Origin of the sequence: Arthrobacter oryzae (assembly GCF_031454875.1) — a bacterium.
Taxonomy (GTDB): domain Bacteria; phylum Actinomycetota; class Actinomycetes; order Actinomycetales; family Micrococcaceae; genus Arthrobacter; species Arthrobacter oryzae_D.
The window spans coordinates 20022-32514 of record NZ_JAVDRQ010000020.1 but is presented as its reverse complement, the minus strand read 5'-3'; the positions used below and the strand labels follow the sequence as shown (position 1 = coordinate 32514).

Below are 12493 nucleotides of genomic sequence, written 5' to 3'. Positions count from 1 at the left end.
AACGCCCGGTCCCATTCCGAACCCGGAAGCTAAGACCCACAGCGCCGATGGTACTGCACCCGGGAGGGTGTGGGAGAGTAGGTCACCGCCGGACATAAATTAGAGCTCAGGCCCTGACAAGGATTGTCGGGGCCTGAGTCATTTAACGGCCATTTCACTGCCGTTCTGGGCGGGCAGGCAGCCGGGTAAAGTTGTTGACCATGGATAACCTCTTCAGCCACGCGTCCCCTGCGGACGAAGCCTCCGATCCCGCAGACGCCCTGGACGCTGTAGTTCACACGGTGGTGGTGCCCGGTTCAGTTTCCAAGGCATTCATCGGCTTTACAGAACACACCCACCTCTGGTGGCCGCTCGAGGATCAGAGCGTGTTCGGAGCCGGCTCGTACGTTGAATTTGAAGAGAACCTGGTACTCGAAACAGCGGACGACGGCCGGACTGCCGTCTGGGGAACCATAGATGATTGGCAGCCCCCGATGTCCTTCCACGCCAGCTGGTATCCGGGGACCACGGCGTTGTGGTCCACAGAACTCCGGATCGCGTTCAGGGCTGTGGAGGGCGGGACTGAGGTCCGTCTGGTTCATGACGGCTGGGAAGGCGCAGAGGACCCGGCACGGACGCGCGCCCAATACGATGCCGGGTGGCCGGGCGTCCTGGCCCGCTTCGTTCGCTTTATGGGCGGTGCAGTTGGCTAGGGTCCGGCGGATGGCTGAGGGGGAATGGGAGCCGCTACGCGCGGTGAGGCTTGAGATGCTCGCCGACACTCCCATGGCCTTTGTGGAATCCTTGGAGTCCGCCCAGGCTCAGACGGCGGGGCAGTGGCGGAACCGCGCTATCGCGATGACTGCTCCAGGCAGCGTGACCTTCGTCGCCGAGGAAGACGTCGCCGTGCAGGACGTGGACGAGGAAGGCTCCGGGGCCAAGGCCTTCTGCGGCCTCATGCGCGTGGTGCTCAAGCACCCCCAAGAGACCAGCCGGCCAGTTCAGGCCATGCTAATCAGTGTGTATGTGGCTGCGCCTCATCGGGGGACCGGCCTTGCCGATGAGCTGCTACGGCTATCGCTCAAGGCTGCCACGGAAGAGCTGGGAGCAGGGCTGCTGCAGCTGGGAGTCCACGAGGACAACACCCGGGCGGCGGGCTTCTACATGCGCCACGGGTTCCGTGACACCGGGCGCCGGGAGGTATACCCGCTCGACGTCAGCAAGAAGGAAATCATTATGGAGTATGAGCTGGCGGCGGCGGAGCCGCAGCGACCAGGCCCGGACACCTAGCGCAGGGGAACCGTATCGCGAGGCGGGACGGACGTACTCGACCTGACCACGAATTTGGTAGGGAACTCGGTATCCGTTGAGCCACCGTCGGCAGCGTCTCCAAGCCCTGCCAGCAGGAGCCGAACCGCCAAAGCCCCTTGACCTCGGGCGTCCTGGTCGATTGTGGTCAGCCCGAATACCTCGCCAAGCTCGTGGCCGTCTATGCCTATGACAGAAAGGTCGTACGGGATCCGGAGCCCGAAGTCGCGCGCCGCCAGGATGGTACCGATGGCCATCTCGTCCGAAGCAGCGAACACGGCGGTGGGGCGTTCGGAGCTGCCGCCGAGCAGCCGTCTGGCGCTGGCGTAAGCTCCCTGGACGGTGAAGTCCGCGGAGACCTGCCACTCCGGCCGGACCGGCAGGCCGGCGGCCGCCATGGCCTTTTCAAAGCCGCCTTGGCGGGTGCCCGGGAGCCGGAAATCCTGCTGGTATGCAGCATCCCCGGTCAAATGTGCGATTCGGGAGTGTCCCAGGTGGATGAGGTGGTTGGTCGCGTCCTCGGCAATGCCGGAGTCGTTGATCCGGATCGTGGATGCACCCGGCAGGGGTCCGCCGATGCCCACGATCGGGCGGTGGATAGCCAGCAGCTGTCGAATTTCGGTTTCACTGAGTTCGAGCGACACCGCGATGACCGCATCCACGCGCTTTCGCAGCAGGAAGTCATTCAACACGCTGTGCCTGCGGTTTTCGCTGACGTTGTATAGCGTCAGATCGTACCCGGCATCGAGCAACGAGGCCGAGACCCCTTCCACCACCGAGGAAAAGAACCACCGATGGACGGAAGGGACAACTACACCAACATTGTGGTTCCGGCCGGAGGCCAGGCTGGAGGCGTGATAGGACAGAACGAAACCGAGCTCGGCCGCCGCTGCCTGTGCCCGTTCGCGGCTGCGGGCTGATACGTTGCCTTTGCCGCTTAGCGCCCGTGACACCGTGGCGATGGAAAGTCCCGCACGCTCAGCTACATCCTTGATGCCGGGCATGTTCAGTTCTCCGTTGTTCTCAGCTGCCAATCTCGACGACAGCAGGATCACTCCGCAGAAAGGGACAACCAGACCGTCTCACCCGAGCCTAGCCGATGGGCGCCTTCGTGTGTTTCCTCTGCCGCCCGCGAGCTGCGCAACAGCACCCGACCGGACGGGAGGTCCATGGAGTCCCATCCCACGTTCATCACCACAAGGGTGCTGCCGTTGAGGAAGGCCAGCGACCTGTCGGTGCACCAGCCATCCAGCCACGCCAGTGAGCCCCGGCCCAGGTCCAGGTCCCGGCGCATCGCCAGCATCCGGCGGTAGAGGTTCAAGTGCGACGACGGCTGTTCCGTCTGGGCATCCCGAGCCAGTTCGCTGAAGCTAGCCGGTTGCGGCAGCCAGGGAGCCTGTCCTGACCCGAACCCGGCGTACAGTTCGGCGGAGCGCCACGGCAGGGGCACCCGGCAGCCGTCGCGGCCCAGCCGTTCGCCGCCTGTACGCGCAAACGTGGGGTCCTGGCGCTGGTCGTCCGGGATATCGATGCCGTCCGGGAGACCCAGCTCCTCGCCCTGATAGAGGTACGCCCCGCCCGGCAGTCCGAGCATGAACATGGATGCCGCCGCAGCTCGCGTCCTGCCCAACTCGAGGTCGGGCTGATGGTCAAAGATGCCGATCCCGTCTCCGTCGCGGGGTGTGGGGCCGTTGTAGCCGAAGCGCGTGGCGTGGCGGACGACGTCGTGGTTGGAGAGCACCCAGGTGCTGGGTGCGCCGACGGCGTCCAGGGCTACCAGCGAATCCGTGATGACGCAGCGGAGGCGGCGAACGTCAAGGCCGGCATGCAGGTAGGGAAAATTGAACGCCTGGTGCATTTCGTCCGGACGGACCCAGTCTGCCAATCGGGGCAGCGGATCCACGTTGGCTTCGGCGCACAGGATGCGGTCGGGTCCGTACTCGGCGAGGATACGGCGCCATTCACGGTAGATGTCGTGCAAAGCCGGTTGGCCGAACATCGGTGCCTCGTGGCCAGGGTACCCGTCTGAGCTGCCGCCGTCGGCCCGGCCGCCCCACTCCGGCAAACCGGGGGCCTTCACCAGGGCATGCGCGACGTCCACGCGGAACCCGGCGACGCCCCGGTCCAGCCAGAAGCGAAGCACCCGCTCGAATTCATCGTGGACCGCCCGGTTGTCCCAGTTGAAATCGGGCTGCGAGGCGTCGAAGAGGTGCAGGTACCACTGACCGGCGGTGCCGTCCGGCTCGGTAATGCGCGTCCACGCCGGGCCGCCAAAGTGCGACTGCCAGTTGTTGGGCGGAACCTCACCGAAGGTGCCGCGGCCGTCCCTGAAAATGAACATGTCACGTTCCCGGCTGCCGGCCGGCGCGGCGAGGGCCTTCTGGAAAGCAGCGTGCTGATCCGAGCAGTGATTGGGAACGAGGTCCACAATCACCCGCAGGTCAAGGCGGGTGGCTTGCGCCATCATGGCGTCGAAGTCGGCCAGGGAGCCAAAGAGCGGATCGACATCGCAATAGTCGCTGACGTCGTACCCGGCGTCCTTCTGCGGGGACCGGTAGAACGGCGACAGCCAGACGGCATCGACATCCAGTCGGGCCAGCTGAGGGAGCTCTGCGGTGATGCCGGCGAGATCACCGATCCCATCCCCGTTGAGGTCCCGGAAGGACCGCGGATAGACCTGGTAGATGACGGCGGACCGCCACCACCCGGGTGCCTCATCGGCGGCGTGTACCAAGGTCACTGGCCCGGCCGTTGCGGCGGGGGCTTCGATCATTGAGTCAACGGACATGCCGGTAATCGTAGAACGAATATCCGCAGAACTGAAAACGCTTCCAATTGTGACGTACACCTCATTGCCGCTATCGAATCGATGGTCCTGCTCTGGCAGGTTTCTGGCTTTCGAATCCGGAAATCAGGCACACTACCGCGCAATTGCAGGCCACGTCCGATCCTGCTAGATGCTCTTGCTTCTCCACCTGCCGCAGAGTAATGTGGCGCTTCCACTGCCGTTCTGGCGGCATGCTTTGGAAGCGTTTGCAGCTGCTGGCTGCCCGGGCGCTGCCGATGCTGCTGCGGGGGAACGCGTGCCCGGCGGAATAGACTGAAGGCCTGATTCGACGGACCTGGAGGCCGCATGGGCAACATTGTTGACGAGCTCAAAACCATTCTGGAACCCGGCAAACTGGCCGTGGACGAAATGACGCTCGCCGCCTACGCGAAAGACCAGGCTCCGGTCCTCGACTTTCAGCTGCCGCTGGCCGTGGCCTGGGCCGAAACTGCGGCAGACGTCCAGGCAGTGGTCAGCGCCTGCGCCAAGCATAAGGTGCCCATTGTTGCCCGCGGAGCCGGGACGGGCGTCTCCGGCGGCGCCCATGCCAGCGCGGGCTGCATTGTGCTGAGCCTTGAACGGATGAACCGCATCCTCAGCCTGAACCCGGACGACGAAACCGCCGTCGTCGAACCGGGCGTGATCAACGCCGACCTCAACGATGCCGCGGCCATCCACGGCCTGATGTACGCGCCGGACCCCGCGAGCTTCCGGACTTCCACCATCGGCGGCAATGTGGCCACCAACGCCGGCGGACTGCGCTGCGCGAAGTACGGCGTCACCCGCGACTCGGTGCTTGCCCTCGACGTGGTGCTGGCCGACGGATCCCTGATCCATACCGGCCACCAGACGTTCAAGGGCGTTGCGGGCTATGACCTTACGGGGCTGTTCGTCGGCTCCGAAGGGACGCTCGGAATTGTCGTGGGAGCAACGGTGCGGCTGAAGTACCTGCCCCGCGAAGTGCACACCATCGCAGCGTTCTACCCCGACTTCCGCAGCGCCGCGGCGGGCGTACTGGCGGTAGGTAAGGCGCGCGTGCAGCCCGCCATCATGGAACTGCTCGACGGCGGTTCGCTGGTGCAGCTTGACGAGATCCACGGCTCGGACCTGAGCGCTCGCGGGGCCTCGCTCCTGCTGATCCAGACCGACGGTTTCGGTGCAGCCGCCGAAGCTGAAGCGGTCCGGCAGGTTCTCGCCGGCAGCGGTGCCACGGTGACCACCGAGGACAGCGCCGAGGCCGAGCGGCTGGTGGACCTGCGGCGGAACAGCCGCGGCGTGGAAGTGGACGACGAGTACCGTGTGGGGGAGGACGTGGCGGTGCCGCGTTCACGGCTGGTGGATTACGTCGGCGAACTTGAAGCCATGGCCGTGGAGTACGGCGTGAAGCTCAAGGTCGTGGCGCACGCAGGCGACGGCAACCTGCACCCCACGTTCTGGGTGGACCGGCTGGACAGCCAGGTGGACGCCGAAGCCATGCAGCGGCTGGGGGCCGCGCTGGACAAGTCCATCACGGTGGCCCTGGCGATGGGCGGCACCATCACCGGCGAACACGGGATCGGGCAGTACAAACTGCGGTGGCTGGGCCTGGAGCAGTCCGAGCCAGTGCGTGAGCTGCAGCGCCGGATCAAGGCGCTTTTCGATCCGGCCGGCATCCTGAACCCCGGAAAGGCGATCTAGGCCGGCGGCATCCCAACCAGGTAGCAGTAGGTGTCGTTTTGGGTGCTCATAACGACACCTACTGCTACCTAGTTGGGGGTTAGTCGTCGGCGTCCGGGTATTCGTCGATGTCCTCGTCGCCGTACCGGGACTGCTCGGTCTCGACTTCCAGGATTTTGAGTAGCTCGGTGTCCGGGTTGAGCATGATCGCTGCCTCGTCCCGGCGGTGCCGGAGGATGGAGTCGATGTAGGACTGTACGGCTTCGGCCAGCGGTATGTGCCGTTCCTGCTTTTCGGACATGTACCAGCGGTGTTCCAGCACTTCGTGGACGGCCTCCGCGGGTTCGAGCTTGCCGGAGAGGTCGCGCGGAATCGAGCGGACAATGGGCTCGAAGATCTGGCTGACCCAGAGGTGGGCGCTGTATTCCTCGTCCATTTTCGGGTTGTTGTCCGCCCGGAATGAGTCCATGTCGTTGAGCAGGCGGCGGGCCTGGTTCTCCTGGGCATCCAAGCCCGTAAGCCGCAGCAGGCGACGCTGGTGGTGACCGGCATCCACAACCTTGGGCTGGAGCTGGATGGTGGAGCCGTTCTGGGTGGTCTTGATCGCGTATTCCTCGACGTCGAACCCGAGCTCGTTGAGCTTCCGGATCCGGGCGGCCACGCGCCAGCGTTCGCCGATCTCGAACGATTCCTTCTCCGTGAGCTCTGTCCAGAGCCGCCGGTAGCTGTCCATGATGAGTTCGCTGGTGGCGACCGGGTCCACCTTCTCTTCGATGAGGCCTCCGTCCAGCAGGTCCATCAGCTCGCCGGCAATGTTGACCCGGGCGATCTCGAGATCGTACTCGCGCTGCCCGGTGGACAGGTCGGGGTACAGCTCGCCCGTCTCGGCATCGACGAGGTATGCGGCAAAAGCGCCGGCGTCGCGGCGGAAGAGGGTGTTGGAGAGCGAGACGTCGCCCCAGTAGAAACCAATGAGGTGCAGCCGCACCATCAGCAGCGCCTGGGCGTCGATCAAACGGGTGAGGGTGTCCTTGCGCAGCATCTGGGAAAAGAGCGCGCGGTAGGGCATCGAGAATTTCAGGTGGCGGGTGACCAGCACCGGGTTCAGCGGCCGGCCGTCCGGTGTGGTGCGGCCGGTGATGACGGCCACGGGCTCAACGCAGGGCACGTCCAGGCGCGCCAGCTTGCGGAGCATGTGGTACTCGTGGCGGGCCACGTGCTCTGACGTTTCCTTGATGGCAATCACGGAGCCGCCAAGGTGGGCGAAGCGCACAATGTGGCGGGAAATGCCGCGGGGGAGCGCGGCCAGGTATTCAGCCGGCCAGTCCTCCAGGGCGATGTGCCACGGCAGGTCCAGGAGTTCCGGATCAGCCGCGGCGGCAGTGATGCTCAGGTTGCTGGAGACGCTGGAACTCTTGTCGTCGTTGGCGCTGGCCGCTTCAAACCGAGGCAGTTTGCCGATCTGGCCGTAGTCGGTGGGTTCGTCGTGCCATTGGGCGTTGCTTTCCTCGGTCATGTGCCAATTCTTCCGTACGTAGGGGCGGGGTGCCTAAACAAAGACAGGGAAGCCGCGCTTAAACCACGACGGCGGCCCGTCCAGTAAGGAGGGGCCGCCGTCGTGTTCGTGCGGTGCTAACCTCGCTCCGCTTCGGCAGGGTTCCCTGGCCGAAGCGGAGCGAGGTTAGGGTGCCGGTGGGTGGGCCCACGCCGGCAGGGTTCCCTGGCCGAAGCGGAGCGAGGTTAGGGTGCCGGTGGGGAGGACTAGTCGCCGAGGCGCAGGCCGGTCTTGGTGTCGAACAGGTGTACGTGGCCGGACTGGGGACGTACCCAGATGGACTCGCCCTTCATCGGGGGCCTGCGGCCGTCGACGCGTGCCACGATGTCGTGATCCTTGCCGTCGAGCGTGGTGTGGCCGTAAACGTAGGCGTCAGCACCGAGTTCTTCGACGACGTCAACCTCAACCTGGAGGCCCTCACCCTGCGGTGCGGTCTCGAGGTCTTCGGGGCGGGAGCCGACCGTAACGGTCTGGCCGTGTGCCTCTTCGAGGACATCGCGGGGAACCGGGTAGACCGTTCCGCCGAACTGGACGCCGCCGTCGACGACGGGGAGTTCCAGCAGGTTCATGGCGGGGGAGCCGATGAAGCCGGCGACGAAGACGTTCTTGGGCTTGTCGTAGAGGTTGCGCGGGGTGTCAACCTGCATCAGCAGGCCGTCCTTCAGCACAGCTACGCGGTCGCCCATGGTCATGGCCTCGACCTGGTCGTGGGTCACGTAAACGGTGGTGACGCCCAAGCGGCGGGTCAGGGATGCGATCTGCGTACGGGTCTGCACGCGGAGCTTGGCATCAAGGTTGGAGAGGGGCTCGTCCATGAGGAAGACCTGCGGGTTACGCACGATGGCGCGGCCCATGGCAACACGCTGGCGCTGACCGCCGGAGAGTGCCTTCGGCTTGCGGTCCAGGTACGGCTCAAGGTCGAGAAGCTTTGCTGCTTCGCGGACACGCTCGGCGCGCTCTTCCTTGCTGACGCCGGCGATCTTCAGCGCGAAGCCCATGTTGTCCGCAACAGTCATGTGCGGGTACAGGGCGTAGTTCTGGAAGACCATTGCGATGTCGCGGTCCTTCGGCGGAACGTCGGTGACATCGCGGTCACCAATGAGGATGCGGCCTGCGTTGACGTCTTCCAGGCCGGCGAGCATGCGCAGCGAGGTGGACTTACCGCAACCTGAGGGTCCAACGAGGACCAGGAATTCGCCATCGGCGATGTCGATGTTGAGCTTATCGACGGCGGGCTTATCTGTGCCCGGGTACAGACGCGTAGCGTTATCAAAAGTAACTGTTGCCACAGTTATCAATCCCTTCACCGGCAGGTACGTGCCGGACGATCCGTAGTGAATGGTTCATGTTTATTCAGTTGTCCACGGTTTTTCAGCCGTGTACTCCCCGGCCGAAGCCGAGGAGTATCGCGTGACGCCGCACGGTTCTTGTGCGCCACATCACAAGCAAGAGTATGTCAGATTTTATTCGTTGTGTTGCAAATGTTACGGAGGTCACATGTGAGATCCGTAACCGGGGGCGCGGTCCTAGGCCGGACCGGACACGGCGCGGGCACGCTCCCTGAGCAGCGTCTCAAGCAGCTCGGCGATGTGCACCGGAGCCTCCACCCGGAACTGTGCCTGCGTAAAGTCCAGCCCTACCTTCACGCCTACATCGCCCGGGTAGAGCCGTCCAAGCGCGTCTTCATCAGTGGTGTCGTCACCGGCGAACACTACTGCCGTTGCGCCGGTGGCCTGACGCAGGAAGGCCATGCCTTCACCCTTGGAAGCGTGAACGACGGATGTCTCCAGTACGCGGTTGCCGTTCTTCAAGTACACGTCCGGGCGGTCCTGCAGGACAGCGCGGGCCGCGGCGACGGCGTCTTCCGCCACGTCGTCGGCGGCCAGCCGGGTGTGGAGTACGACGCCCGCCGGTTTGTCCTCCAGCAACGTTCCCGGGGCCTGCTCCACGATCTCTTCAAGGACGCGGCGGACCTCGGCCAGCAGGGTCAGCTGTTCCGGGTCCAGGGTGAGTTCGGACGACCCCGGCCCAAGCCAGGCTTCGGCCCCGTGGCTGCCGATCAGGAGAGTCTCCCGTGGCGGCGAGGCGACCGCCCGGAGGCTGGCGAGGGCCCGGCCCGAGATGAGTGCCGTCGTCGTACGCGGGAGGACGGCCAGGCCGGCAAAAGCGGTGGCGGAGCGGGGGAGCGGGCGGGCATCCGCCGCGTGGTCCACGAGCGGGGAAATCGTTCCGTCGAAATCCATGGCCACGAGCAGGTGCTCGGTGGCGGCAACCTCCTTCAGGGCGGCCAGGAGTTCCGGTTGAAGCGTAAGGGGCGTCTTGCCCGGAGCGGCATCAGGAGTCATCGCGGACCACTTTCTCTTTGAGCGCTGCAAGGAAGTCGGCTGACCAGTGATCGACGTCGTGGTCCAGGATCTGCTTGCGCATGGACCGCATCCGCCGGGAGGCCTCGGCCGGCTGCATGTCCACGGCCTTCATGATGGTGTCCTTGAGCCCGTCGATGTCGTGCGGGTTCATGAGGAGTGCCTGCTTAAGCTGGTCCGCGGCTCCGGCGAATTCGCTGAGCACCAGGGCGCCGTCGTTGTTGGTGCGGGCAGTGACGTACTCCTTGGCCACAAGGTTCATGCCGTCCCGCAGGGCGGTGACCAGCATGACGTCGGCCGCCAGGTAGAGGGCCACCATTTCGTCGATGGGGTAGCTGTGGTGGAGGTACCGGACCGCGGTGTTCTGCATGGTGTCGTAGGTGCCGTTGATGTGGCCCACCGTGCCTTCCACCTCTTCACGCAGGAGGCGGTACTGCTCCACGCGCTCCCGGCTGGGGCTCGCCACCTGGATGAGGGCCGCGTCCTCCACGGTGACCTTGCCGTCCGCCAGCAGCTCCTCATAGGCCTTAAGCCGGTGGCGGATGCCCTTGGTGTAATCGAGCCGGTCCACGCCGAGCAGGATGGTTTTGGGGTTGCCGAGGTCCCGGCGGATCTGGTGGGCGCGCTCGATGATTTCGGGGTTGCGGGCCAGTTCGCTGATCTGCTTGACGTCAATGGAGATCGGGAACGCCTGGGCGCGGGCAATATGGGTGGTCTGGCCATCAGCACCTTTGACGTGCACCTGCTGCTGCTTGACGCTCGCGCCCAGGAAGCGCCGGGCGGAACGCATGAAGTTGCCGGCATCACTGCTGCGCTGGAAGCCCACCAGGTCGGCGCCGAGCAGGCCGTCGATAATGGCCCGGCGCCACGGGAGCTGGGCGAAGATTTCCGGCGGGGGGAAGGGGATGTGGTTGAAGAACCCGATCTTCAGGTCCGGGCGTGCCTCTCGAAGCATCTTTGGAACGAGCTGCAGCTGGTAGTCCTGGACCCAGACGGTGGCTCCGTGATCGGCATGCCGCACGACGGCGTCCGCGAACCGCCGGTTGACCTTCCGGTAGGAGTCCCACCAAGTGCGGTGGAATTCCGGCGGCGCGATGACATCGTGGTAAAGCGGCCAGAGCGTGGCGTTGGAGAAGCCTTCATAGAAAAGCTCGACGTCGTCGGTGCTCAGCTGCACCGGGACCAGGTCCATGCCGCCATGGCTGAAGGGTTGGACGGTTTCATCGGGGGCGCCGTGCCAGCCCACCCAGGCGCCGTCTGTTTTGGTCATCATCGGAGCCAGCGCGGTGACGAGGCCTCCCGGTGACCGGCGCCAGCCGTCCTCGCAGCCGCCGTCGTCAGGTGCGCAGCGGTCAACCGGCAGCCGGTTGGACACCACCATGAAGTCATACAGTGCGGCTTCAGCGTGGCCGTCGCCCGGAGCGGGCTTTTCGTCAGCGTTTGCGTCGGGTTTTTCACGGTGCGTAGTGTGCATTGGTGCCCCTTGGGTTGCTATTAGCTCAACGTCAACCCTAGTCGGACGGAATCTTCCCTGCTATTCATCCGTTGGGCAGGCTGACGGAAACTTGAAAGCGCAAGCTCTCAGGTTTCTCCCCTAAACTGAAAAAGTTGCCACTGACGTGGTCCGCACCTGGCCGATCGACACGAGGAACTGATGAGCGCCGCAAACGAACCCCGCAAGTCCAAAGCAGACCGCACTGCCGAGGCCCGCGAGAAAGCCCGTGAGATCCGTGAGGCGCAGCTGAAGAAGGACAAGCGCAACAAGCTCCTCATCGGCTGGGGCATCGTGGTGGCCGTGGTGGCCATCCTCGCCATCGTTGCCCTGGTGGTCAGTTCCAACATCCGGAATAACGCTCCGGTTGCGGACGAAGGACCCACGCCGGCCAACGGCAACATCCACGGCGGAGTGACGCTGCTGGCCAATTCCGAGGTGGTGAAGTCTGATCCCGCCACGGTCAACGTGAAGGACATTCCGGCCAAGCCGGAGACGCCCCCCGCCGAGGTGATTGCTCCCGGTGCCGAGGCGGAAGCGGGTAAGCCGGTGAAGGTGGTCGTCTACATCGACTTCATCTGCCCGGTCTGCAAGCGGTTCGAAACCACCTATAACGAGCAGCTGACCAGCCTCCGCAACGAAGGCAAGATCTCGCTCGAGTACAGGCCGCTCGGCTTCCTGGACCTGCAGTCCACAACCAACTACTCCTCCCGCGCGGCCAACGCCGCTGCCTGCGTAGTCAACGAATCGCCGGAAAAGTACTCTGACTTCGTCAACGCGCTCTTCGACAAGCAGCCGTCGGAAGGCGGAGCGGGCCTGTCGGACGATGAGCTGAAGAAGATGGCCACCGACGTGGGCGCCAAGAGCATCGATGCCTGTGTGGAAGAGAAGAAATACCGGCCGTACGTGAAGGTGGCCACGCAGGAAGCTGCGGCCATCGGCGTGACCGGTACTCCGACTGCCTTTGTGGACGGCAAGCAGTGGGGCAAGGGCGACTCCGCCAACACTGACCTGATCCCGTTCATCCAGGCCGCCATCGACGCCAAGGGCTAGGCCAAGGGTTAACTGGCGCCAGCCGTACAATGCGGTGGCCCGGGTTCCGGAACAATCCGGAACCCGGGCCACTGCCGTTTTTACCCTCGGGGCGTCCTTGGGCTAACCTTATCTAGCACCGCATCTAATACCGTATCCAGCACCGCACAAGGTGGCTGGTGCAGAAGTAGAAGCACGCACGCCTCCTTAGCTCAGTTGGCCAGAGCACCGCTCTTGTAAAGCGGGGGTCGTCGGTTCGAATCCGACAGGGGGCCCCGATT

General features: G+C 64.7%; 10 protein-coding genes, 1 tRNA gene and 1 rRNA gene. 6 read left to right on the top strand and 6 right to left on the bottom strand.

Annotated features, from left to right (window positions below):
* From rrf to J2805_RS23520, 3 genes are all read left to right on the top strand, one after another.
* Positions 1-94: ribosomal RNA gene (rrf, locus tag J2805_RS23530) — 5S ribosomal RNA — on the top strand; the annotation flags it as partial.
* Positions 95-200: 106 nt separating this feature from the next.
* Complete coding sequence (locus tag J2805_RS23525) at positions 201-692, top strand: SRPBCC family protein (RefSeq protein WP_309980447.1); 492 nt, start codon at positions 201-203, stop codon at positions 690-692.
* 10 nt (positions 693-702) lie between these two features.
* Positions 703-1269 carry a GNAT family N-acetyltransferase gene (locus J2805_RS23520; RefSeq protein WP_309980446.1) on the top strand — a complete coding sequence of 189 codons (567 nt, stop codon included), beginning with the start codon at positions 703-705 and terminating at the stop codon, positions 1267-1269.
* On the opposite strand, the gene J2805_RS23515 is transcribed toward J2805_RS23520, so the two are convergent.
* The gene (locus tag J2805_RS23515; RefSeq protein WP_309980445.1) at positions 1266-2291 is read right to left on the bottom strand and encodes a LacI family DNA-binding transcriptional regulator; all 1026 of its coding nucleotides are present in this window, start codon (positions 2289-2291) and stop codon (positions 1266-1268) included. The genes J2805_RS23520 and J2805_RS23515 overlap by 4 nt on opposite strands.
* A gap of 47 nt (positions 2292-2338) precedes the next feature.
* Positions 2339-4075 carry a glycoside hydrolase family 13 protein gene (locus J2805_RS23510; protein WP_309980444.1) on the bottom strand — a complete coding sequence of 579 codons (1737 nt, stop codon included), beginning with the start codon at positions 4073-4075 and terminating at the stop codon, positions 2339-2341.
* A 345-nt stretch (positions 4076-4420) separates the two neighbouring features.
* On the opposite strand from J2805_RS23510, the gene J2805_RS23505 reads away from it, so the two are divergent.
* Positions 4421-5791, top strand: a complete 1371-nt coding sequence (locus J2805_RS23505) for an FAD-binding oxidoreductase (protein WP_309980443.1) — start codon at positions 4421-4423, stop codon at positions 5789-5791.
* 79 nt (positions 5792-5870) lie between these two features.
* Here the strand turns inward: J2805_RS23505 and J2805_RS23500 are convergent, their stop codons facing one another.
* The 4 genes from J2805_RS23500 to J2805_RS23485 form a co-directional block, all read right to left on the bottom strand.
* Positions 5871-7286 carry a DUF4032 domain-containing protein gene (locus J2805_RS23500; RefSeq protein WP_309980442.1) on the bottom strand — a complete coding sequence of 472 codons (1416 nt, stop codon included), beginning with the start codon at positions 7284-7286 and terminating at the stop codon, positions 5871-5873.
* Positions 7287-7531: 245 nt separating this feature from the next.
* Entirely contained in the window at positions 7532-8614 is a 1083-nt protein-coding gene (locus J2805_RS23495; protein ID WP_309980441.1) for an ABC transporter ATP-binding protein, read from the bottom strand.
* A 237-nt stretch (positions 8615-8851) separates the two neighbouring features.
* Positions 8852-9670, bottom strand: a complete 819-nt coding sequence (gene otsB / locus J2805_RS23490; protein WP_309980440.1) for a trehalose-phosphatase — start codon at positions 9668-9670, stop codon at positions 8852-8854.
* Positions 9660-11162: an alpha,alpha-trehalose-phosphate synthase (UDP-forming) gene (locus tag J2805_RS23485; protein ID WP_309980439.1), complete on the bottom strand. Its 1503-nt coding sequence runs from the start codon at positions 11160-11162 to the stop codon at positions 9660-9662. The genes otsB and J2805_RS23485 overlap by 11 nt, the downstream gene beginning before the upstream one ends.
* A gap of 180 nt (positions 11163-11342) precedes the next feature.
* Between J2805_RS23485 and J2805_RS23480 the strand changes: the two genes are divergently transcribed.
* Positions 11343-12233, top strand: coding sequence for a DsbA family protein (locus tag J2805_RS23480; RefSeq protein WP_309980438.1), 891 nt, complete (start codon positions 11343-11345; stop codon positions 12231-12233).
* Positions 12234-12413: 180 nt separating this feature from the next.
* Positions 12414-12487: transfer RNA gene (locus J2805_RS23475), tRNA-Thr, on the top strand.
* Positions 12488-12493 lie beyond the last annotated feature (6 nt).